Here is a 22,500-nt window from a genome sequence, read left to right as displayed (position 1 = left end):
GTAGCCTCGGCGCGCCCCTATGATCCCGCCATGGCATTCACGGCACACGAGCCCGGGGCGATGGCGGATCTGCGCCGCGCCGCGTGGCGCTGGTTGCATGGCTGGTGGCGCATCGTCCACCTCGGCGCCACGCTGATCGTCCTGGCCCTGTCGCCGGCCAGTTACGACGCGCCCCAGCGCAGCGCGCTCGCACGCCACATCTACCTCGGCAGCGCGCCGGCGCTGGCCTGGTTCAGCGTGCTGTCGGCGCTGCTGAGCCTGATCGTGATCCGCATCGTGCTGGTCACCTCGCTGAGCTACGGCCTGTCGCAGTACGCGCTCGAGATGGTCGTGCGGGTACTGGTGCTCGAGCTGATCCCGCTGACCGCGGCGCTGTTCGCCGCACTGCGCTGCACGCTGCCGCAGGCGGCCGATGTGGCCACCCTGCGTGCCGAAGGCGGCTGGGCCCGTCTGATCGAGCAGGGGCAGGACCCGGTGCGGCGCGAGGTGCTGCCGCGCGTGGCCGCCGGTATCTTCGCCGTGTGCCTGCTCGCCGCCGTGAGCTGCGGGCTGACGCTGGTGCTGGCCTACCTCTCGGTCTACGGTTTCAACACCACCGGTTTCGCGGCCTACACGCGCACCGTGGGCCACGTGTTCGACCCTGGCGTCGCGATGATCTTCACGCTGAAGATCGTCTTCTTCGCCCTCGCGGTGGCGCTGATCCCGGTCGCTTCGGTGCTCTACGATCGGCCGCATCCGCGCCTGGGGACCAGCACCGAGTTGCAAGGCCTGGTGCGCATGTTCCTGCTGATCCTGCTGATCGAGGCGGTCTCGCTGGTCGGCAACTACTACTGATGGCCGAAACCCCTTCCCCATCATCACCGCCGCCCGCCGCGCCGCCGCCGGTCCGCAACGTGGAGTTCAAGGCCCGGCTGCTGTTGCTGCTGCTCATCGCGCTCGTGGCCGGCGCCGCCGTGTACCTGATGTACGCACGGGGCCTGTTCGAAGCCACGCAGCGCCTGGTGCTGGTGGCCGAGGACGCCGAGGGTGTGCGCGTCGGCATGGACCTGAGCTTTTCCGGCTTCCCGATCGGCCGCGTGCGCCGCGTCGAGCTGGGGGCCGACGGCAATGCGCGCATCCTCATCGACGTGCCGCTGGCGGACGCGCACTGGCTGCGCCAGACCAGCGTCTTCACCCTCGTGCGCAGCGTGATCGGCGGCACCAGCCTGCGCGCCTACACCGGCGTGCCGACCGACCCGCCGCTGCCCGACGGCGCGGAGCGCAAGGTGCTGATCGGCGACACCGCGGCCGAGTTGCAGCGGGTGGTCACCTCCGCGAGCGAGCTGCTGCAGAACCTGAACCGGATGACCGCCGAAGAATCCTCGCTCGGCGCCAGCCTCGCCAACCTGAAGGCCGTGACAGAGCGGCTCAAGGGCCCGAAGGGCGCGCTGGGCGTGCTGATGGGCAGCGACGAGGAAGCCGCGCGCATCGGCAAGACGCTGGACCAGACCAACGCGCTGCTGGCGCGGCTGGACGGCCTCGTCTCGCACGCCGACAGCCAGCTCTTCGGCCCGCAAGGCGTGTCGACCGACGCGCGCGCCGCGATCCGCCAGCTCGACGCGCTGCTGCGCGACGCACGCCAGTCGCTGCAACAGCTCGATGCGGTGCTGAAGGAGGCCGAGGGCGTGGCGAAGAACGCCCGCGTGGCGACCACCGACCTGGGCGTACTGCGCGCCGAGGTCGAATCCAGCCTGCGCAAGGTGCAGCGCCTGGTCGACGAGCTGAACCGCAAGTGGCCGTTCGCCGGTGAACCGAAGGAGCTGACGCTGCCATGAGTAGACCCCCTACGCCGCCTTCGGCGTCGGTCCCCCCGAGGGGGATCAGTCGCCTTGGGGCGGCCCGGCGGCGACTGGGGCTTCCCATCTCTGCCTTGGCCGCGACATTGGCCATGGTGGGCTGCGCCAGCGGCCCCGTGCCGCCCGACTGGCGGGCCGAGGCCCTGCAGGCCGTACAGGACGCCCAGGCCGCCTACCTGAAGGGCGATTCGGCCGGCGAGGCGCGCCAGTTCGAGCGCGCCCGCGGCGAGATCACCCGCACCGGCAACCCGGCCCTGATGGCCCGCGCCGAATTGATGCGCTGCGCCACGCATGTCGCCAGCCTGGTGTTCGAGCCCTGCGCGGGCTACGACGTCCTGCAAGCCGACGCTGCGCCTGCAGAACGTGCTTACGCGGCCTACCTGGCCGGCCACGCCGCGGCAGCGGACCTCGCCCTGCTGCCCGAGGCGCAGCGCCGCGTGGCCAGCGCCGGCGCGAGCGCCGACGCCGCGCTGAAGGAGCAGCCCGACCCGTTGTCGCGCCTGGTCGCTGCCGGCGTGCTGTTCCAGTCCGGCCAAGCCAGCCCCGCCACGATCGCGCTGGCCGTCGACACCGCCTCCGAGCAGGGCTGGCGCCGGCCCTTGCTGGCCTGGCTGTACGTTCAGTTCGAGCGGGCCAAGAAGGCGGGCGACATGGCCGAGGCGGCGCGGCTGCGCCGACGCATCGACCTGGTGCTGGGGCCGCCGTCGGTCAAGCCGGCGCCGTGAGCTTCGCCCAGCGGGCGCGACCCGCTGGGTTGCGCCGCATCAACCGCGGCGAGCGTCGTCCGCCCAACATGGCCACGCCGGGCGTGGTGCCCGCGGGAGTGATCGATGGGTTCCATGCTTCGTATCGTGGCGCGTACGGTCGCCGCGACGGCCCTGTTGGCGCTGGCCGGCGTTGTTGCCGCACAGTCGCCCGTCCACGGCCGGCCGGGCGACTGGTCGCAAGGCGGCTTCGGGCCACACCGCAAGGGGTACAACCCCCACGAATCGCTGCTGTCGGTCGATACGGCGCCGGGTTTGCAGCAGACCTGGGCCGGCTCGGCCGGCGCCGACGTCAACGGCGGGGCGGTCGTCGCCAACGGCAAGGTGTTCGTGCAGAACAACGACGGCCGCCTGGTCGCCTTCCGGGCCAGTTGCGTCCACCAGCGGGCAGGCTGCGCGCCCGTCTGGCAAAGCGACCTGCCGTACATCCCGGTCGGCTCGCAATACGCCACGCCGGCGGTGGCCGGCAAGGTGGTCTATTTCTATTCGGATCGCCTCTACGCCTTCGACACCGACTGCGGCGCCGGCGGCGCCACCTGCGCACCCAAGTGGATCGCCTGGCTGGGCCCGTCGATCTACTCGTCGAGCCCGGTCATTGGAGGGGGCGGGTTCATCTATGTCGCCGCCGACATCCTCATCGTCTTCAGGGCCGATTGCGGCAGCGGCGGCTCCGATTGCGACCGGACATGGGCCAGCGTCGGCACGGCGGGGCCGCTGGGCGCGTCGCCGGCGCTCGGTGACGCGGCTGTGTACGTCGCGGGGCGCGACGGGCGCTTCTACGCGTTCCCGAAGACCTGCGCCGAGCGCGGCTGCTTGCCGCTGTGGGCGGTCACCCTCGACAACGGCGGTTTCGAGGACCGCGTGAACACTCCGTCGGTCGCGGGCGGCCTGGTCTTCATCGCCATGCCGAGCGGCAAGCTCTATGCGTTCCCCGAGACCTGCACGCCGGGCCACTGCGCCCCGGCGTGGACGGCCACGGTCGGTGGCCATTTCTTCAGCTCCACCGCCGTCGCGTACGACACCGTCTACGTCGGCTCCGACGACGGTCATCTGTACGCCTACCCGGCGCATTGCCGCACCGATGGCGGCGAATGCGCCCCGCGCTGGATCGGCGCGGTAGCCGGGGCGATCGACCGATCGACGCCGGCAGTTGCCAATGGTGTCGTCTACGTGACCGCTTCGGCCGGCAGCGTCTACGCCTTCCCGGCACGCTGCGGCGACGGCGGCGCGAGTTGCGCGCCGCTGTGGGTGGGTGACGGCGGCGAGTTCAACGCCTCGTCACCGGCCGTCGCGGACGGCGTGCTCTACACCGGTTCGCGGCTCGGCAAGGTGCTCGGGTTCACGGTGCCGGCGGCGCCGTGACGCCGAGGCGGGGAATGCGGGGGGCAGCGGTTTGTCGAATCGCCGCTGCGTCGATCGTCGTGGAGATGTCGGCCCGGCCGTCCCGGCACGGGCCCGCTCCAAGGAGAGACGCCCCGTGATGACCGCCGAACAACCGATTCTTCAAGTCCTCGACCGCTACCGGTGCGCGGTCACTGCGAAGGATGTCGACGCCTTCGCAGCGCTGTACGACGACGAGGTGCTGGTCTTCGACCTGTGGGGCCGTTGGTGCCACCGCGGCCTGGCCGACTGGCGCGCCACGGCCGCGGAGTGGTTCGGATCGCTGGCCGATGACGAACGCGTACTCGTCGAGTTCAGCGATACCCACGTCGCGGTCGCCCACGACCTCGCCATCGCCCACGCCTTCGTCACCTACCGCGCCGTCTCGGCGAACGGCACAGACCGCCGTTCGCTGGACAACCGGATGAGCGCGACGCTGCGGCTGAAAAGCGGCCGCTGGAAGATCGTCCACGAGCACACCTCGGCACCGGTCGACGCCGCGAGCAGCAAGGTTCAACTCAAGCGTTGACCGTGCGACCGTGCCATGACCTGCCAGGTCATCGCGAACGCGCGCCCGCGCAGCCAGACTGGCGGCAACCCCAACCGAAAGGAGCTCGCCATGTCCGCCGACCTGATGCTTCCCCTCGCCGTCGCCCTGTTGATCGGCATTCCCGCCTTCGGCTCGTGCATCGGCATCGGCCTGGCCACGAGCAAGTTCCTCGAAGGGGCGGCACGCCAGCCCGAGCTGATCCCCGAGTTGCAGGCCAAGTACTTCGTCGGCGTCGGGGTGACCGACGGCGCCTTCATCATCGCCACCGGCATCGGGCTGTGGCTGGTGACCGCCAATCCCTTCAGGTGACGCGCGCTCGCCCTGTGTTCGCCAGCAGACAGACAAGGGCCGGGCCCGGCCCCAGGCTCGTGAGAGACCGTACCCCCGACCGACCAGCCGGCCCGGCCATTGACCCCACCCTCAAAGGAGAACACCATGTCCAAACGCCAACACGGCAACAAGGAAGCGAAGAAACCCAAGCGGGCGACGCCCAAGCCGCCCGTTCCCGCCGCCAGCATCGCCGTCGACACCACCGCCGTCGCCCCGCGAATGAAGAAGTAGGTAACCCGGTACGAATGATCGAAGAGTCGAGGGGTCCGCGCGCCGCGGCCGTGAAGCCGGCGAAGCCGTTGCGGATGAAGGTGCCGAAAACGAAGGAACGTGCGCTCGTCCGTGAGTTCGGCCTGGATGTGGCGGCCTTGAGCGACGAAGAGGCCGATCTGCGCCGCGACGAGTTGAAGGCGCTCGTCACCTTGGGCAAGTCGCGGGGCTTCCTGACCCGGCAGGAAATCAACGATCACCTGCCCGAAAGGCTGGTCGACGCCGAGGTGGTCGAGGCCGCCGTGAAGATGCTCGACGACATGGGCATCGCGGTCTACGAGCAGCGTCCCGATGCCGCCACGCTGCTGATCGCGGGCCGCGCCGGCGCCGCAGCCACCGACGACGAAACCGAAGAGGCTGCGGAGGCCGCGCTGTCGACGGTCGACGCCGAGTTCGGCCGCAGCACCGACCCGGTCCGCATGTACATGCGCGACATGGGCCTGTTCGAATTGCTGACCCGCGAGGGTGAGATCGAGATCGCCAAGCGGATCGAAGGCGGCATGCAGGCGATGATGCTGGCGATCTCGGCCTCGCCGGCCGTGATCGCCGAGATCCTGGCGTACGCCGACAAGATCGCTGCCGCCGAGATCACCATCTCCGCGGTCGTCGATGGCCTGGTCGCCGACGGCGAGGCGGACGACTATGTCGCCGAGGAAGACACCGATTCCTTCGACGACAACGGCGGTGACGGCGATGGCCACGGCGGCGGTCAAGCCATGACCCGTCGCCTCGCGGAGTTGCAGCTCGCCGCGCTCGACAGGTTCGCGGCCGTGCGGTCCGGCTTCGGCAAGTTGCGCCGCGCGTACGACCAGCACGGCCATGGCTCGGCGCCTTACCGATCGGCCCAGCGCGCACTCAGCCGCGTGGTGATGGACATCCGCTTCACGGCCAAGACGATCGACGCGCTGTGCGGGCTGCTGCGCACGCAGGTCGAACTCGTTCGCAGCCACGAACGCGACATCCGCCGGCTCGCGGTGGACCGATGCGGCATGCCGCAGGATCACTTCGTCGAGCACTTCCCATCCAACGCGCTGAATCCCGCGTGGGTCGATGCCGAGACCATGGCGGCCCGCCCCTACAGCGCCGCCCTGGGCCGCCACGCGGCGGCCGTGCAGGACCTGCAAGCCAAGCTCGCCGCGCTGCAGGCGGGGGCGGTGCTCCCGCTCGAGGAGCTGAAGGCCGTCCACCGGCGGATGACCGACGGTGAGCGCGTGTCGCTCGACGCGAAGAAGGAACTGATCGAGGCCAACCTGCGCCTGGTCATCGCGATCGCCAAGAAGTACACCAACCGCGGCCTGCAGTTCCTCGACCTGATCCAGGAAGGCAATCTGGGCCTGATCAAGGCGGTGGACCGGTTCGAGTACCGGCGCGGGTTCAAGTTCTCGACCTATGCGACCTGGTGGATCCGCCAGTCCATCACGCGGGCGATCGCCGACCAGGCCCGGACCATTCGCGTCCCGGTGCACGTGCTCACGTCGATCAACAAGCTGAGCCGGGTGAGCCGGGCGCACCTGCACGAGCACGGGGTCGCGGCCGACCCTGCCACGCTCGCACGCAAGCTGGCGCTGCCCGAGGCGAGGATCCGCGAGATCATGAAGATCGTCAGGGAGCCGATCTCGATGGCGCTGCCGGTCGGCGACGAGGGCGACACCACGATGGGTGACCTGCTCGAGGACACGCACAGCCCGGCGCCGATGGAAGTGGCGATGCAGGCGAGCCTGCGTGGCGCGGTCAGCGAGGTTCTCGACGAGCTCTCGCCCCGTGAAGCGAAGGTCCTGCGCCTGCGATACGGGATCGACATGAGGAGCGAGCACACGCTCGAGGAAGTCGGCAAGCAGCTCGACGTGACGCGTGAACGCATTCGCCAGATCGAGGCCCGGGCCATGCGCAAGCTCCAGCACCGGGGCCTGTCCGGCAAGCTCCGGGCGTACGCCGAAGGCCTCTGAGCGGCTAGGGCGCGAGGTCGCCAGCCTCGGCAATGAGCTCGACCGAGCGCTGCCGCGCCGCCGGGTCGAACACCGCCGAGACGATCATCAGCTCGTCGGCCCGGGTCTCGTCGGCAAACCGGGCGAGGCCGCGTCGCACCGTGTCCACCGAGCCGACGATCGAGCAGGCGAGCATGCCGCTGGCGTGGGCCTTCTCGGCCGGCGACCAGTAGCTGTCGATGTCGTCGATCGGTGGCGGGAACAGGCCGCGGCGGTTGCGGACCATGTTGGTGAAGGCCTGCTGCTGCGAGGTGAACAGGTGGCGCGCCTGCTCGTCGGTGTCGGCGGCGATCACGTTCAGGCCGACCATCGCATGCGGCTTGGCACACTGCGCCGACGGGCGGAAGCCCTCGCGGTAGGCCTGCAGCGCCTGGTGCAGCGCGGCCGGCGCGAAGTGCGAGGCAAAGGCATAGGGCAGCCCGAGCGCCGCGGCAAGTTGCGCGCCGAACAGGCTGGAGCCGAGGATCCACAGCGGCACGCGCAGTCCGGCGCCGGGCACGGCGCGGATGCGCTGCCCTTCGTGTACGGGCTCGAACAAGGCCTGCAGCTCCTGCACGTCCTGCACGAAGCTGTCGGCCGCGTGCGGATCGCGGCGCAGCGCCAGCATGGTCGTCTGGTCGGTGCCCGGCGCGCGGCCGAGGCCCAGGTCGATGCGGCCGGGGTAGAGCGACTCCAGCGTGCCGAACTGCTCGGCGATCACCAGCGGCGCGTGGTTGGGCAGCATCACGCCGCCGGCACCGACGCGGATCGTCGACGTGCCGCCCGCGAGGTAGCCGATGACGACCGAGGTCGCCGCGCTGGCGATGCCGGTCATGTTGTGGTGCTCGGCCACCCAGTAGCGGGTGTAGCCGCAGCGTTCGGCGGTGCGGGCCAGTTCGAGGCTTCGGCGCAACGCCTCGGCCGGCGTGGCGCCCAGAGTCACGGGCACGAGATCGAGGATCGACAGAGGTGGCATGGCCGACAATGTAGGGCCAGGGCCACCAACCCCATGACACGCGAGGATTCGATGAACGAAGTAGAAGCCGCCAAGTCACTGCCGCCGCTGCCCGACCGCCTGTCGGTCGACCCGGCGAGCCCGCACTACGTGGCCGCGGTGTTCGAGCACGACGTGGGCATCCGCTTCAACGGCAAGCAGCGGCACGACGTCGAGGAATACTGCATCAGCGAAGGCTGGATCCGGGTGCCCGCCGGCAAGACGCTGGACCGCAAGGGCAAGCCGATGACGATCAAGCTCAAGGGCCAGGTCGAGGCGTTCTACTGCTGAACGCCCATCGCTGCGAGCACTTCGGCCCGCAGCGCCTCCTCCCGCCCGCGGTAGCGCGGCGAGAAGTGAAACGGCACCACCCTCTTCGCACCCAGGCGCCGGGCGATCTCGCCGGCCTGGGCGGCCGTCAGGTGGTTCTTGCGCAAGGCATGCTCGCGCTCGGCATCCAGGAAGACCGATTCGATGTACAGCAGGTCCACGCCGCGCAGGTGCTGCGCGAGCTGCTCGATGTTGGCCTCGGTGAAACGCAGGTCGGTGACGTAGCCGATGCGGCGGCCCGGCACCTCGTCGAGCACCAGCGGGCGCAGCTCGCCGAGGCGGCGCTGCAGCCGATGCTCGCCGGCGCGGTCGCGCCAGCGGATCTCCAGCATCGTGTCGGCCGGGGCGGCCGCCCGCACCGCGTCCTTCAGCGTGTGCAGCCAGGCGCCGGTGGCCAGGCCCATGGCCGCCAGGCGGTCGCTCGCCACGCGCAGCTGCGGCTTCTCGTCGATCGCGAAGGCCAGCACCGACATCTCGTGGTCGACGAAACGGGCGCGCACGCTGAACAGCGGGTCGTCGATCAGCAGATCGCCGTCACCCGCCTCCCCTGATGGCCCGCGCGGCTCGTCGGCGCGCTCGAAGCGGCGGCGGCTGTCGAAGCGCGCGTGGCGGCGCGCGCCGTCCACGCCCAGCGCATGGACCTCGATGACCATCGGCACCTCGTAGCGGTGCACCACGTTCCAGGTGTACGCCCGCAGCTTGTGTTCGACCTGGTCGACGAAGCCCGGCCCACCCCACAGCACCAGCCGCGGCATGCGGCCCAAGGCCAGCGCCAGCAGGTGGTCGAAGCCGGCGAAGTGGTCCATGTGGGTGTGGCTGACGAAGGCATGCGTCACGCGCAGCAGGATGCGCGGCGCCAGGCGTTCGAGCTCGCCGAGGTCGAACAGCAGCGCGCGGCGCTCGTCGCGCACGTCCACCACCAGCCCCGGCTCGAACGCCGACGGGTCGACGAGATGAGGGTCCAGGATCGTTCGCATCGGGCACCGCCGCGGCGGTTCAGGGCCGGCGCGGCCCGTTCATGATGCCGTCCAGCGCGCGGGCGTGATCGAGGCGAGGAAATCCACCACGGCGCGGATCCTCGGCGTGCGCTGCCGCTCGGGCAGGACCACGGCGTAGATCGTGTGCCGGGTCGTGTCCCGGTAGGGCGCCAGCACCTCGACCAGTTCGCCGGCGTCGACCATGCGCGCGGCCAAGGGCATGGACACAAGGCCGATGCCCATGCCGGCGCGGATCATGCGCTGGATCAGCCAGGTACTGTTGGCGGCCGGGCCGCCGCTGACCAGCGTGTCGATCAGCTTGCCCTCGACCCGAAAGCGCCAGCGGTTGAACTGGCCGAGGCCGGTGTGGGTGATGACGGTGTGGCGGGGCAGGTCCTCGGGCGTTGCCGGCGCCCCGCGCGCGGCCAGGTAGGCGGGGGAGGCATACAGCGCGCGGCGGAATTCGCCGAGCCGGCGCGCGACGACGCTCTCGCTGGGGCCGACCGCGGTGCGCAGGGCCACGTCGATGCCCTCGGTCGGCAGGTCGGCGATGCGGTCCTCGGCGATCAACTCGACGTGCAGCGCCGGGTGCCTGGCCTGGAGCATCGGCAGCGCGGGCACGACCAGCTCGTCCGCGATGGCGGCGCTCGCCGCCACCCGCACCGGGCCGGCCACCGCCTTGCGGCCGCCCGCCACGATGTGGCTGAGCTCGGCCAGGCGCGCGAGCACGTCGCGGCCATGCGCGACGACGGCCGCCCCCTCGGGCGTCAGCGACAGGCCGTGCGTCGAGCGGCGCAGCAGGCGCACGCCGTAGCCGGCCTCCAGGCGGTCGATGGCCCGGGTGACCTGCGAGACGGCGGTGTTGCGCTCCTGCGCCGCGGCCGACATCGACCCCAGTTCGATGCTGCGGATCAGCCAGCCGATGTCGTCGGGGTGGGCGTGCGCCGTGGTGCCGTCGCCGGCCATGGTCTTGCGTTTCATGCAAAGCCGATTCTCGTCTGCATGGCTGTCGGCGGGCAAGCGCGCTGCCTACAGTGAGGCCACTCCCACTCCACGCCGAAGGAAACCCCATGCCCATCATCAACGTCAAGGTCTCGGCACCGCGCTCGGCCGAAACGACCCGGCGCATCTGCGCGATGCTGCTGGAACACACCGCGCGGATCCTCGGCAAGAACCCTCGGCTGACCGCCATCACCATCGACTACGTCGACCCCGAGCACTGGATCGTCGGCGGCTCGACGCTCGCCGAGCAGGGCAAGCACAGCGTCTATCTCGACATCAAGGTGGTGGATGAAACCAACACCAAGGCCGAGAAGGCCGAGTACATCCGCACCGTCTTCGAGGGGTTCGCGGCGCTGCTGGGCAACCTGCACGACGAGAGCTACATCTACGTGCAGGACGTCCGCCCCACGGCCTACGGCTACGGGGGCAAGACGCAGGAGTTCCGCTTCCACCACCCCTGAGCGGCCGGGTCGCCCCGCGCCCGCCACTCACCAGGTGGTGGGTGGCGGCATGCCGTGGCCCGTCCAGCGCTCGACGACCGCCGCCAGCATCGCGGTGCTGATCGGCTTGGTGACGAAATCGTCCATGCCGGCATCGAGGCAGCGCTCGCGGTCGCCGGCCAGCGTGTCGGCGGTCAGCGCGACGATGGGGGTGTAGATGCCGCGCAGCTTCTCGCCCTGGCGGATGCGCTGCGTGGCCTCGTAGCCGTCCATGCCGGGCATGTGCAGGTCCATCAGGATCAGGTCGTAGCGAGCGCGCTCGGCGGCCTCGCAGGCGGCGGCACCGTCGTTCGCCACCTCGACCGCGCAGCCGAGCTTGGCCAGCATGTTCTCGACGACGAGCTGGTTGACGGCGTCGTCCTCGACGAGCAACACCTGGGCCGGGAGCTTGTCGGGCTCGGCCGCCGGTGCCGGCGCCGGCGCGGGCGCGGGCGTCTTCGTCACGGCAGGCGGCGCAGGCCGCTTGCGCAGGCTCAGGTCGAACCAGAAGGTCGAGCCCTCGCCCTGGCGGCTCGTCACGCCGACCTGGCCGTTCATCAGCTCGACCAGGTTCTTGACGATCGCCAGCCCCAGGCCCGAGCCGCCGTAGCGCCGCGTGCTCGAGGTGTCGGCCTGCGTGAAGGACTCGAACACGCGGTCGAGCTGATCCGGCGCCATGCCGATGCCGGTGTCGCGCACCGCGAAGCGCAGCCGCGCGGTGTCGATCGATTCGCCGAGCACGGTGACCTCGAGCGAGACACTGCCCTGCTCGGTGAACTTGACCGCGTTGTGCAGCAGGTTGACCAGCAGCTGGCGCAGGCGGATCGGGTCGCACTCCACATGGCCGGGCACCTGCGGCGCCACACGGCACGAGAGCCTGACCGGCTTCTCGCGCGCCGCCACGGTCATCAGCTCGACAGCTTCGGCAGCCAGCCCGCGCAGGTCCACGCTGGCGGGGTGCAGCACGAGCTCGCGGGCCTCGATGCGCGACAGGTCGAGCACGTCGTCGATCAGCGCCAGCAGCACGATCGCCGAGCGGTGCGCCGTCTTGGCGTAGCGGCGCTGATCGGGCGTGAGCTGCGAGCCGAGCAGCAGCTCGGTCGTGCCGAGGATGCCGTTCATCGGCGTGCGGATCTCGTGGCTCACGACCGCCAGGAACTGCGACTTGGCCTGGTTCGCCTGCTCGGCCTGGCGCCGCGCGAAATCGAGCTCCACCGTCTGCATCTCGAGCGCGCGGGTCTCATGCTCGAGCTGCTCGACGAGGTCGCGCGCGGCGTGCACGGCGGTGCGCAGGCGGTCGCGCAGGCGCTCGATCACCAGGCCGGTCAGGGCGAGGTAGGCCCCGAGCAGGTACATCGTGCCGACGATCGCGAGGCGGTCGGACCAGCTCGCCACGCCGGGCTCGCGCAGCAGCATCAACACCGAGTAGCCGATGTACGCCAGGCACACGACGTGGTTGAAGTACAGCGCCCGCCGGAAGCCGAAGCCCACCTGGTCGGCCACGCGCACGAGCAGGAAGAAGGCGAAGAACAGGTTGGACTGCTCGAAGTAGTACAGGTTGGGCAGCCAGACCAGCACGTCGACATGGAAGAGCCAGTGGCTCAGGTCGGCGAGGTTGATGCGGCCATCGCATCGCCTGACCGCGAGCCAGGCGAACCCCGCGTACAGCAGGCTGCCGGCAACCAGCAACCCGAGCTGAAGCAGCGGCAAGGCCGCCGGGTTGCGCACATGCTGCAGCAGCGCCATGACGCAGACGATGCCGAAGCCGGCCGCGCGCACGGCGGGGATCTGGACGGTGTAGAGGCGACGCGCGTTGTCCGCCTTGCGATCGGCCAGCAGGGCGGCGTCGAGCGTGAAGCTGGATTCGAACGGAGGCGCTTCGTGTGCGTCCACGTCACCTCATCGGTAGGCTGGCGTCGAATGGTACGCCGATTGCCGCCGATTGCCGCTGCCGGCCCCGGGCTGCCGGGGCTAGCCCCCCGGGGCGTCGGCGCGAGCCGCCAGTCGGGCCCGGAGGCCCTCGAGCTCGGCCCGACGCACCGGCGGGCCGCTGCCCGGCACGGCCAGATCGAAATCCAGCATCAGCACCTGGTCGAGCGCCGCCGACCAAGCCGCGATGCTGCCGCCTTCGGCGGCCACCGGCTGCGGAGCGCCCGCGGTGTACAACTCGCCCACGGCCACCACCTTCAGGTCGGGGAACCAGACGACGCCATCGCCGCCCCCGCGGGCGGGCCCGAACGCCAGCATCCGCACCTTCGCCCCGCCGAGCTCGAAGTCGTACTGCCGGTCGACGGCCACCACGGCCGGCGCCGCGCCGCCGCGGCCCGTTGACGACGCCGACGAGGCCGACGAGGCCGACGAGGGGGACGACGCCGGCGGTGCGGCCGAAACAGCGCCCCGTGCGCCCGCCGCCAGCACGATCGGCACACCGGCCGCGAGGAAGCGCGCCGCGCCACCGCTGTGGCTGGCGTCGGCGCTGGTCAGCAGCAGCACGCGCAAGGGCAGGTCCGCGATCCGGTTGGCGCGGCGCACCTGCGCCATCAGCGCCCGGTAGCTCGCGTCGAACTTGGCATCGACGAGGATCAGCCCTTGCGCACTCAACCGAAGCAGCGAATTGGCGCCGCCGCCCGAGATCAGGAACAGCCCGGTCTTCAGCAGCTCGGTGCGCATCGGCGCCGCGTCGGCCGGCTGCGCCCGCGCCGGCCATGCCCATGAGGCCGACACGGCGGCGGCGCAAAGCCACCGCCGCCGCTTCCAACCCGGCTCCACGCTCACTGCCCGTTCAACGAGAACGCGTAGAAGCGGTTGTTGGGCGTGTAGCCCGGGATGCCCAGGTGGGCATAGCCGGATCCCCAGTAGACGACGCCGCCCACGATCGTGGCGCCGGCGACCACCGACGAGCCGGCCGCGTAGCTCCACAGCAGCTGGCCGGTCGCGGCGTCCAGCGCCAGCATCGTCGGGTCAGTGGCTGCGGTGCCGGACATCGACGGGGCGTAGAGCACGCCGTTGTTCACTGCCACCGAACCGAGCGCGATCGAGCCGTTCGGGTCGGCGGTGCTCCACAGGATGGCGCCGGTCGCCGGATCGAGTGCGGCCCACAAGCCGGCATAGGTGCCGATCGGCGTCGGCATGCCGTAGAAGTTGGCGACCTGCACATAAATGCGCTTGCCATCGGTCGCCGAGCCCCACTCCATGCCGCCCAGCGACGAGCCCGGGCCGACCTGGGTCTGCCACAGGACCGTGCCGGTCTTCGGGTCGAGCGCGTAGTAGATGCCGCTCTTCTGGCCCGCGCCGAGGATGGTCTTGGGCCCCTTGGCCGTCTGGTAGGTGATCAGGTTCGGCGCCGACGCAAAGTCGTAGTCGGGCCCCGGATTGCTCGGGCAGTTGGTGAACGGCGGGATGAAGCAGGCCACGTTCCAGTCGTCGGAGCCATCGGTCACACCGGGTTGCTGCCAGTTCACGAGCAGGCGGCTCCAGCGGATGGCGCCGGTGTCGATGTCGAGCGCGAGCACGGCATCGACGTGATCGTCGGCGCTGTTGCACGATGCAGCGCTGCCGCCGTCGGCGATGCACTGGCCGTAGCTCACGCCCGGGATGCTCGAGGGCGCGTCGCTCTGCGGGTGGCTGTAGTTGTTGCCGGTGCCGACGTAGACCAGGCCGCTGCCGGTGTCCACAGCCGGGTTGCTGCCCCACACGCCGGCACCGCTGTAGCCGGCCGGCAGCGTGTAGGTCTTCCACTTCAGGCGGCCGTTGTTGGCCTGCACGGCGGCGACGCTGCCGCGGGCCTTGCAGCACGGGTAGTTCGGGTCGAAGCCGGCGATGCCTTCCTCGAGCGAGGCCACGCCGACATAGACCGTGCCGCCGACGACGGTCGGCGAGCTGGTGATCAGCGCGAACGCATCGTTCTGCGCCGATTCGAGCTGCGTCTTCCAGACCAGGGCGCCGGTGGCGGCGTTGATGGCCAGCAGCCAGGCACCCTCCTGCGTGCCGACGTAGAGCACCCCCTTGACCACGGCCGGCGTGGTGCGCGCGTGGTAGTGGCCGTCCCCACTGCCCGTCAGGCCGTAGGAGGCGAGGTCCACGCTCCACGCTGCCTGCCCGTCGGCGGCCTTCACCGCATGCAGGTAGCCGCCCCAGTCGGGGAAATAGACGATGCCGCCCACGACCGCGGCGCGCGCGGACACGTCGCCTTGCGTGGTGTATGTCCATTTGACGGCGAGCTGGGCCACGTTGGCCGGCGAGATCGTCGTGTCGCCCGCTTGCGCGGCGGTGTTGCGCGCGTTCTGGCCGAACATCGGCCAATCCGAGCCGGCGCCCGCTGCCCATGCCGCGGGCCGTGGGCCCAGCAGCGCGGCACCGCACAACAAGGTCGCGCCGAGCAGGCGCGCATGGCGTGCCAGGGCGAACGACGCCCGGCACGAGTCTTGATCGCTCGTCATGTATCCCTCCAGTCCTCAGAACAAGCCGGACCATCGGCCCGGCACCGCGTGCTGATCGACAGTGGCCGCCTGCGATGGACGAGGGAAACGAAGAGCAACGGGCCCGGGTGGATCAGCGCGCCGCAGGCCGCAGGCATGGGGAGCGATCGATCGTAGTGACCGCTTTCAAACGCAGCAAGCTGCAATCGCGGGGGGGTCAGGCACGCGAGCGGGCGGCCTGCGGCGGAAACAGCGCGGCGAGCCGCAGCACGGCCGCTTCGGACGCCGCGCGATCCGGCACGACACTGTCGTCGCCGAAATCGTGCTCGCCCTGCGCCTGCACCAAGATGCCGTCGCGCCGTGGCACCACGGCGAGGTTGTGGCCGCGCCAGAGCAGCCCATAGTCGACCTCGGGCTGCGGGATCAGCCGCGCCGTCTGCCCGCGCACCGGCACGATGGTGTCGTCGCCGAACAGCGCGCGTGCGCCGTAGCCGGTGGCATTGACGACCGTGCGTTCGCGTAGCGAGGCGAACTGGCGCGGGCTCGTGAACTCGCGCTGCACGATCTCGCCGCCCTCGCGCAGGAAATCGTCCATCAGCAGGCGCGAATAGCTCGCCAGGTTGAACACGAGCTGTGTGTAGCGCCGCACGTGCGGCACCGGGAACGGGTGCTCGTGCGCTTGCAGCAGCTGCGAGCGCGGCCACAGCTCGCGGATGCGCGGTTCCAGTTCGGCGTACTCGGGCTCGGCCGAATGCCCCTGGCCGCCGCTCGCGCCGGGCACCGGCTGGTCGAAAGGCTCGTCGGAGAGCACGTAGCCGTCGTGCCAGGCGACCGGCTCGCCTGGCAGGCCGAGCAGGCTCTGGTAGGTCTTGAACGAGGCGCGCGCCATGGCTTCCCAGGCGGCTGCGAAGGCGGGGGTCGCATGCTCCTCGGCGCACAGGCGCGAGTCGGGCGACCACACGCCCGTGGCCGCCGACGAGCGCACCTCCGGCGGGCGCTCCTTGCAGTAGATGCGCACCTTCAGGCCCGCGCGCTGGGCCACGCGCGCCGTCGTCAGGCCGATCGCGCCGCAGCCGACGATCGCGATGCGCGGTTCGCGCGTGGCCAGGATCAGCGGCAGCGCCGCCCGCGCCGAGCCCCATGACAGCGACCAGCCGCTGCCGCCGTGGCCGTAGTTGTGCACGATGGTCCGCCCGGCCCGGCGCTCGGCCTCGATGCGCGGGCCCTGTGGCCGGAAGGGCCGCGTGCAGACGGCGATGTCGATCAGGCGATCGGGCTGCGCGCGGATCGGCGCCAGCGTTGGCGGCGGCGCGAAGCCGGCGGCCGGCACCACCTCGCACGCGGAAGCGGCGGCCAGTGGCGACAGGGCGGCCAGCGCCGCGCTGCCGCGGCCAAGAAAGATGCGGCGTTTCATCGTGGCGAAGAAGTCCGAAGGGCGAAATTATCGGCCGCGCGGATCAGCCACGCCGCCGCGCGATCAGGTAGCCCGCTTGCGCGATCCGCTCTTTGACAACTGTGAACCCAGCGTTCGAACATCACGGCCTGGCCCCGCGCCAACCGCCGGGGTCGCACGCCGAAAGGACGCCCCGCCATGAGTACCACCCCAACTCCCGCCCGCAGCGTTGCCGAGATCGTCGCCCGCTTCCTCGTCGAGCGCGGCGTGGACCGCATCTTCGGCATCCAGGGCGGCCACATCCAGCCGATCTGGGATCAGCTCGCCCAGGCCGGCGTGCGCATCGTCGACGTGCGCGACGAGGGCGCCGCGGTGCACATGGCGCAGGCGCACTCGGCGCTGTCCAGCCGCCTCGGCGTCGCGCTGGCCACCGCCGGCCCGGGCGTGACGAACTGCGTGACGGCGATGGCCAACGCCCACCTCGAGCGCGTGCCGGTGCTTCTGATCGGCGGTTGCCCACCGCGGCCGCAGGACGACCTGGGGCCGCTGCAGGGCATCGACCATGCCGCCATCCTGGCGCCCGTCACCCGCCGCTCGCGCACGCTGCGCGTGGCCGACCAGGTCGCCCGCGAGCTCGACAAGGCCTGGGCCATGGCCGAGGGCGACGGCAACCCGCCGGGCCCCGTCTATGTCGAGATCCCGACCGACGTGCTGCGCGAGACCGTGCCGGCCGCCGTCGTGCTCGACGAGCACCTGCGCGCCAAGCCGAAGCGCCATCTGCCGCCCGATGCCGCCGAGGTGACCCGCGCCGCCGCGCTGCTGCGCGCGGCGCGCCGCCCGCTGGTGGTCACCGGCCGCGGCGCGCAAGGCAGCGCCGCCGCGCTGACCCGGCTGCTCGACGCCACCGGCGCCGTCTACCTCGACACGCAGGAAAGCCGCGGCCTCGTCGATGCCGGCCACCCTTCGGTCGTCGGCGCCATGCGGGCGCAGGCCATGCAGCAGGCCGACCTGGTGTTGGTCGTCGGCCGCAAGCTCGACTACCAGATGGCCTATGGCTCGCCGGCCGTCTTCCGGGAGGCCAGGTTCATCCGCATCGCCGACCACGCCGACGAGTTGCGCGACAACCGGCGCGGCGAGGTCGAGCTGCTGGCCGACCCCGCCCTGGCGCTGGACGCGCTGGCCGCGGCCATCGGCCACCCCGCGCCGGCGCTCGACACCGCCTGGACGCAGGCGCTGCGCGCCGAGCACGTGCGGCGCGCGCTCAAGTACGCCGAGAGCCTCTTGAGCGCCGAACCCGGCCGCGACGGCCACATGCACCCGAACCGCATCTTCGGGGCCCTGCGCCAGGTGCTGAAGCCCGAGGCGATCACCATCGCCGACGGCGGCGACCTGCTGAGCTTCGCCCGCATGGGGCTTCAGACGCGGCACTACCTCGACGCCGGCGCCTTCGGCTGCCTCGGCGTCGGCGCGCCTTACGCCGTGGCGGCCGCCCTGCTCCACCCCGACCGCCAGGTGGTCGCGATCACCGGCGACGGCGCCTTCGGCATCAACGCGATGGAGATCGACACCGCCCAGCGCCACGGCGCCAAGGCGGTCTTCATCGTCTCGAACAACGCCGCCTGGAACATCGAGCGGCTGGACCAGGAGATGAACTACGGCGGCCGCGTCGTCGGCACGACGCTGGCCTGGAGTGACTACGCCGCCATGGCCCGCGCCTTCGGCCTGCACGCCGAGCGGGTAACCGACCCGGCCCGCCTGCAGGGCGCCATCGAAGACGCCTTCGCCAACGCGCCGGCGCTGATCGACGTGGTGGTGACGCGCGACGCGCTGAGCTCCGACGCCGGCAAGGGCCTGGGCTGGGTGCCCGACCGGCAGGCGCTGACCGCCTGGGACGACGCCGAGCAGGCGCGCCGCCGCTGAACCCGCATGGCAAGGAGACCCCCATGAGCCATCTGCTGACCCTGTCGGACTCGGTGGCGGCCCACGCCCGCGTGCGGCCGGCGCGGATCGGCGCGCGCGATTCCCGCCGCGCACTCAGCTACGCCGAGTGGGACGAGCGCGCCAACCGCCTGGCCAACGCGCTGCGCGGCCTTGGCCTCGCCCCCGGCGACCGCGTGGCGCTGCTCGCCTACAACGCCCTCGAGTGGCTGGAGATCTACGTGGCGCTCGGCCGCGCCGGCCTGGTCGCGGTGCCGATCAACTTCCGCCTGCGGGCGCCCGAGATCGCCTACATCGTCGAGCACAGCCAGGCGCGTGCGGCCATCGTGCAGGAGGCGCTGCGCGACGAGGCCGAGTCAGCGCTCGCCGGCACGGCGATGCCCGCGAACCGCATCGTCTTCGGCACGACCGCCGGCGCGCCCCTGCCCGCCGGCTGGCAAGGCTACGAGGCGCTGGTCGACGCGGCCGGTGCCGAGCCGCCTGCCGTCGCGGTGCGCCCCGAAGACCTGTTCGCCCTGATGTACACCTCGGGCACCACTGGCCGGCCCAAGGGCGCGATGCGCAGCCATGAAGGCAACGCGCTGATCGCCTTTGCCACCGCGCTCGAGTTCGGGCTCGGCAGCGCAGACACCGCCCTGCTGGTCATGCCGATGTGCCACGCGAACTCGCTGTACTTCGCGGTCACCTTCGCGATGCTCGGCGCGAGCATCGTCGTCGACGATCGCCCGCATTTCGACCCCGCGGCCGTGCTGGCGACGCTGGCCGAATCGCGCATCAGCTTCACCTCGCTGGTGCCGACCCACTACATCATGATGCTCGGCCTGCCCGACGCGGTGAAGGCGCAGCACGACCTGGGCGCCGTCGGCAAGCTGCTGATCTCCTCGGCCCCGGCGCGGCCCGATACCAAGCGGGCGGTCATGGCCCTGTTCCCCAACGCGAAGCTGTTCGAGCTCTATGGCTCGACCGAGGCCGGCTGGGTCACCCTCCTGCGGCCCGACGAGCAGCTCGATCGCCTGGGCACGGTCGGCCGCGAGTGGGCGGGCTCGGGCGCGATCCGCCTGCTCGACGAAGCCGGCCGCGAGGTGCCCGACGGCGAGGTCGGCGAGCTCTACTCGCGCACGCCCTACGTGTTCGACGGCTACTGGAAGAACCCGGAGAAGACCGCCGAGGCCTTCCGCGGCGAGTGGTGCTCGGTGGGCGACCTGGCCCGGCGCGATGCCGATGGCTACATCCAGCTCGTCGACCGCAAGAGCCACATGATCATCAGCGGCGGCGAGAACATCTACCCGGCGGAGGTCGAAGCCGTGCTCGGCGCCCACCCTGCCGTGCAGGACGTGGCGGTGATCGGCGTGGCGGACGCGAAATGGGGCGAATCGGTCCGGGCGGTCGTGGTGGCGCGGCCCGGCCAGCCCGTCAGCGAGGCCGAGTTGCTGGACTGGTGCCGCGAGCGCATGGCCGGCTACAAGCGCCCGCGCGCCGTCACCTTCATCGCGGAGGCGCAGATGCCGCGCACGGCCACCGGCAAGATCCAGCATCGCCGCTTGCGTGAGATGCTGGCGCGCGATCTGCCGGAGTAGGCTGGACCGCCTCAATGCGGCGGCGGCCCGTCGCCGGCGCCCGCCTTCAGCCGCGCCAGCTTGGCCGCATAGGCGGATTGCTGTTGCCGCGTGGCACTGTTGGCCTCGGCCTCGTGCAGGTGGCGCGCCGCCCGCTCGGTGTCGCCCAGCTGCAGGTAGCTCATCGCGAGCCAGTAGTGGAATTCATGGAAGTCGTTCGAGCCGGCCACGGCCCGCGCAAACTGGTCGCGCGCCTGGGCGAAATCGCCGGCGTTGTAGGCCTGAAGGCCGCGCTGGAAGGCCGCGAACGGGGTGGTCTTGTGCAGCCGCGCCAGGCGGGCCTCCAGGCCGTCGGCCTCGGCCGGGCGGCCGAGCTGGCGCAGCACGACCACCAGGTTGCCCATCGCCTGCGGGTGCTCGGGCCGCCGCCTGAGCGCGGCGTGCAAGGCCTCCTCGGCCGGGGCTGGCAGGCCGCGGCGCCAGTACGTCACGCCCAGGGTGTTGTAGGCGTCCGCGAAGCCCGGGTCGGCCTGGATCGCCGCGCGCACCCACCAGTACGCGTCGTCGGTGCGGCGCCGCGCCAGCGCCTCGGCGGCCCGGTTGTTCATGTACATCGCGACGATGCGCGCCTCGTTGATCGGCTCCGTGCGCTGGTTCTTGATGTCGGCGGGCGGCAGGAAATCGATGGTCCACCAGTCCGGGCTGTTGTCGATCGTGCGCACCGCCGGCACCTGCCGGCCGATCGAGACGTTGACATGGCCCACGTAGAGCCCCAGGTCGCCGTCGCGCCCCCAGCTGTCGTCGACCTGCACCGCGCGGTAGCGCACCGCCAGCCCCAGGGCCTTCGCGAAGGCGCCGGTCATGATGGCCAGCGACAGGCAGTTGCCGGCGCGCGCATCGAAGGCCTCGGCGGCATTGCGGGTGAACTCGGCGTCGTAGGCCAGCGCCAGCTGCTGCTTCGAGTACAGCGCGTCGATCAGGCCGCGCTGCAAGCCATGCGCGCGCACCTGCTCGGCGATCTCGCGCTCGAGGTAGTCGTGCATCGCCGAGCTCAGCGCGAACACCCGGGCCGGGTCAATCGGCTGCACCGGCGCGGCGAAGGCCGCGTCGACGAACAGCGCCGCGCCGCCCGTCCCCGGGGCCACCGGCCCGACCGGCGCGCAGCCGGCAAGCCCCCAGGCCGCGAGCGCCAACGCGGCCCATCGCCATGCCCGGGTGTGCATCATCGCCCCCGGCCGCGCATCCAGCGCTCCACCAGCCCGAAGCCACCCTCGAACAGCAGCGCCAGCGCCGCGGCCGGCAACGCGCCAGCCAGCAGCAGCACGCGGTCGTTCAGCGCCAGCCCGGTGACGATGCGCTCGCCGTAGCCGCCGGCGCCAATGAAGGCGGCGATCGTCGCGGTGCCGACCGAGATCGTCGTCGCGGTGCGCACGCCCGCCACGATCACCGGCATCGCCAGCGGCAGCTCGACAGCCACCAGGCGCTGGCCGCGGCGCAGGCCCAGCGCCTGGGCGGCGAGCTTCAGCCCAGCCGGCACCTCGGCCAGGCCGGTGCAGGTGTTGCGCATGATCGGCAGCAGCGCATACAGCGTCAGCGCCAGCAGCGCCGGCAGCGTGCCGATGCGGCCGAGCAGCGAGATCAGCACCGCCAGCAGGGCCAGCGACGGCACGGTCTGCATCAGGCCGGTGGCGCCCAGCAGCATCGTGCGGGCGCCGGCATGGTCGGCCACGGCCAGCGCCAGCGGCACGCCCAGCAGCACCGCCAGGGCCACCGAGGCCGCGACCAGCCCCAGGTGCTGTGCCGACAGGCGCGCGAGATCGGGGCCGAACAGGCGCGCGGCGAAGCCCTCGGCCGGCTGCGCGGCCACCGCGGCAGCGCCCGATGCCACGGCGGCCGTTCCGGCCCCGGCGCGGGCCAGGTGCGCGCGCGCGATGGCCTCGAAGCCCCGGCCCTGCAACTCGGCCTGGGCGTTCATCGCGATCATCTCGGCTTCGCCGATGCGCCCCTGTTGCCGCTCCAGCGCCGCCCAGGCGGCCGGGAAGCGCCGGGGCACGTCCAGCCGGTACAGCAGCACCGCGTCATAACGAGGAAAGTGCGCCGCATCGTCGGCCAGCACACGCAGGCCGAGGTGCTCGATCTTCGCGTCGGTGGTGTAGATGTCGATCACGTCGACCTGGCCGGCGGCGATGGCCTCGTAGGCCAGGCCGTGGTCCAGCCCGGTGGGCTGCTGCGGCAGGCGGTAGCGTGAGGCCAGGCCGGGCCAGCCGTCGGCGCGGCCGATGAACTCGTTGCTCAGGCCCAGGCGCAGCGAGGGCTGGCG

Annotated in this window: 20 protein-coding genes; 11 read left to right on the top strand and 9 right to left on the bottom strand. The window is 71.5% G+C overall.

Features of this window, described 5'->3' with window-relative positions; translation table 11 throughout:
• Nucleotides 1-30 precede the first annotated feature (30 nt).
• From VJ693_RS07450 to rpoD, 7 genes are all read left to right on the top strand, one after another.
• Entirely contained in the window at nucleotides 31-834 is an 804-nt protein-coding gene (locus tag VJ693_RS07450) for an ABC transporter permease (protein ID WP_324152913.1), read from the top strand.
• Nucleotides 834-1,814, top strand: a complete 981-nt coding sequence (locus VJ693_RS07445; protein WP_324152911.1) for a mammalian cell entry protein — start codon at nucleotides 834-836, stop codon at nucleotides 1,812-1,814. The genes VJ693_RS07450 and VJ693_RS07445 overlap by 1 nt, the downstream gene beginning before the upstream one ends.
• A gap of 95 nt (nucleotides 1,815-1,909) precedes the next feature.
• Nucleotides 1,910-2,560: a hypothetical protein gene (locus VJ693_RS07440; protein ID WP_324152909.1), complete on the top strand. Its 651-nt coding sequence runs from the start codon at nucleotides 1,910-1,912 to the stop codon at nucleotides 2,558-2,560.
• A gap of 114 nt (nucleotides 2,561-2,674) precedes the next feature.
• Nucleotides 2,675-3,961 (top strand): PQQ-binding-like beta-propeller repeat protein, encoded by a 1,287-nt coding sequence (locus tag VJ693_RS07435; RefSeq protein ID WP_324152908.1) that lies wholly within the window; start codon nucleotides 2,675-2,677, stop codon nucleotides 3,959-3,961.
• 118 nt (nucleotides 3,962-4,079) lie between these two features.
• A complete protein-coding gene (locus tag VJ693_RS07430; protein ID WP_324152906.1) occupies nucleotides 4,080-4,508 on the top strand; it encodes a YybH family protein in 429 nt (142 codons plus the stop codon).
• Between the two features lie 90 nt (nucleotides 4,509-4,598).
• Nucleotides 4,599-4,838 carry a F0F1 ATP synthase subunit C gene (atpE, locus tag VJ693_RS07425; RefSeq protein WP_324152905.1) on the top strand — a complete coding sequence of 80 codons (240 nt, stop codon included), beginning with the start codon at nucleotides 4,599-4,601 and terminating at the stop codon, nucleotides 4,836-4,838.
• Between the two features lie 59 nt (nucleotides 4,839-4,897).
• The gene (gene rpoD / locus VJ693_RS07420) at nucleotides 4,898-7,075 is read left to right on the top strand and encodes an RNA polymerase sigma factor RpoD (RefSeq protein ID WP_324152903.1); all 2,178 of its coding nucleotides are present in this window, start codon (nucleotides 4,898-4,900) and stop codon (nucleotides 7,073-7,075) included.
• A gap of 4 nt (nucleotides 7,076-7,079) precedes the next feature.
• On the opposite strand, the gene VJ693_RS07415 is transcribed toward rpoD, so the two are convergent.
• The gene (locus VJ693_RS07415; RefSeq protein WP_324152901.1) at nucleotides 7,080-8,069 is read right to left on the bottom strand and encodes an LLM class flavin-dependent oxidoreductase; all 990 of its coding nucleotides are present in this window, start codon (nucleotides 8,067-8,069) and stop codon (nucleotides 7,080-7,082) included.
• 51 nt (nucleotides 8,070-8,120) lie between these two features.
• Between VJ693_RS07415 and VJ693_RS07410 the strand changes: the two genes are divergently transcribed.
• The gene (locus VJ693_RS07410) at nucleotides 8,121-8,378 is read left to right on the top strand and encodes a DUF3297 family protein (protein WP_324152899.1); all 258 of its coding nucleotides are present in this window, start codon (nucleotides 8,121-8,123) and stop codon (nucleotides 8,376-8,378) included.
• Here VJ693_RS07410 and VJ693_RS07405 read toward each other — a convergent pair.
• Nucleotides 8,369-9,394, bottom strand: coding sequence for a ribonuclease Z (locus VJ693_RS07405; protein WP_324152897.1), 1,026 nt, complete (start codon nucleotides 9,392-9,394; stop codon nucleotides 8,369-8,371). The two genes, VJ693_RS07410 and VJ693_RS07405, sit on opposite strands and share 10 nt — an antisense overlap.
• 39 nt (nucleotides 9,395-9,433) lie before the next feature.
• Nucleotides 9,434-10,375, bottom strand: a complete 942-nt coding sequence (locus tag VJ693_RS07400) for a LysR family transcriptional regulator (RefSeq protein WP_324152895.1) — start codon at nucleotides 10,373-10,375, stop codon at nucleotides 9,434-9,436.
• A gap of 89 nt (nucleotides 10,376-10,464) precedes the next feature.
• Between VJ693_RS07400 and VJ693_RS07395 the strand changes: the two genes are divergently transcribed.
• The gene (locus VJ693_RS07395) at nucleotides 10,465-10,857 is read left to right on the top strand and encodes a 4-oxalocrotonate tautomerase family protein (protein ID WP_324152893.1); all 393 of its coding nucleotides are present in this window, start codon (nucleotides 10,465-10,467) and stop codon (nucleotides 10,855-10,857) included.
• A 27-nt stretch (nucleotides 10,858-10,884) separates the two neighbouring features.
• Here VJ693_RS07395 and VJ693_RS07390 read toward each other — a convergent pair whose 3' ends face one another.
• The 4 genes from VJ693_RS07390 to VJ693_RS07375 form a co-directional block, all read right to left on the bottom strand.
• Nucleotides 10,885-12,768 carry an ATP-binding protein gene (locus tag VJ693_RS07390; protein WP_324152891.1) on the bottom strand — a complete coding sequence of 628 codons (1,884 nt, stop codon included), beginning with the start codon at nucleotides 12,766-12,768 and terminating at the stop codon, nucleotides 10,885-10,887.
• A gap of 78 nt (nucleotides 12,769-12,846) precedes the next feature.
• The gene (locus VJ693_RS07385; RefSeq protein WP_324152890.1) at nucleotides 12,847-13,599 is read right to left on the bottom strand and encodes an MBL fold metallo-hydrolase; all 753 of its coding nucleotides are present in this window, start codon (nucleotides 13,597-13,599) and stop codon (nucleotides 12,847-12,849) included.
• A gap of 47 nt (nucleotides 13,600-13,646) precedes the next feature.
• Nucleotides 13,647-15,314, bottom strand: a complete 1,668-nt coding sequence (locus VJ693_RS07380) for a PQQ-binding-like beta-propeller repeat protein (protein ID WP_324152888.1) — start codon at nucleotides 15,312-15,314, stop codon at nucleotides 13,647-13,649.
• A 196-nt stretch (nucleotides 15,315-15,510) separates the two neighbouring features.
• Nucleotides 15,511-16,707, bottom strand: a complete 1,197-nt coding sequence (locus tag VJ693_RS07375; RefSeq protein ID WP_324152887.1) for an FAD-dependent oxidoreductase — start codon at nucleotides 16,705-16,707, stop codon at nucleotides 15,511-15,513.
• Nucleotides 16,708-16,884: 177 nt separating this feature from the next.
• Between VJ693_RS07375 and VJ693_RS07370 the strand changes: the two genes are divergently transcribed.
• On the top strand, nucleotides 16,885-18,606 hold the full coding sequence (locus VJ693_RS07370) for a thiamine pyrophosphate-binding protein (protein WP_324152885.1): 1,722 nt from the start codon (nucleotides 16,885-16,887) through the stop codon (nucleotides 18,604-18,606).
• Nucleotides 18,607-18,629: 23 nt separating this feature from the next.
• Nucleotides 18,630-20,201, top strand: coding sequence for a class I adenylate-forming enzyme family protein (locus tag VJ693_RS07365; protein WP_324152884.1), 1,572 nt, complete (start codon nucleotides 18,630-18,632; stop codon nucleotides 20,199-20,201).
• A gap of 11 nt (nucleotides 20,202-20,212) precedes the next feature.
• On the opposite strand, the gene VJ693_RS07360 is transcribed toward VJ693_RS07365, so the two are convergent.
• Nucleotides 20,213-21,403 carry a tetratricopeptide repeat protein gene (locus tag VJ693_RS07360; protein ID WP_324152883.1) on the bottom strand — a complete coding sequence of 397 codons (1,191 nt, stop codon included), beginning with the start codon at nucleotides 21,401-21,403 and terminating at the stop codon, nucleotides 20,213-20,215.
• The coding region (locus VJ693_RS07355; protein ID WP_324152882.1) for a glycine betaine ABC transporter substrate-binding protein at nucleotides 21,403-22,500 on the bottom strand (1,098 nt) is incomplete at its 5' end. The genes VJ693_RS07355 and VJ693_RS07360, both read right to left, overlap by 1 nt.

The sequence above is a fragment of the Ideonella sp. genome, assembly GCF_035254525.1.
Lineage (GTDB): Bacteria > Pseudomonadota > Gammaproteobacteria > Burkholderiales > Burkholderiaceae_C > Ideonella.
The sequence above is the reverse complement of the archived record's forward strand: the minus strand, read 5'-3'. Positions and strand labels throughout refer to the sequence as shown.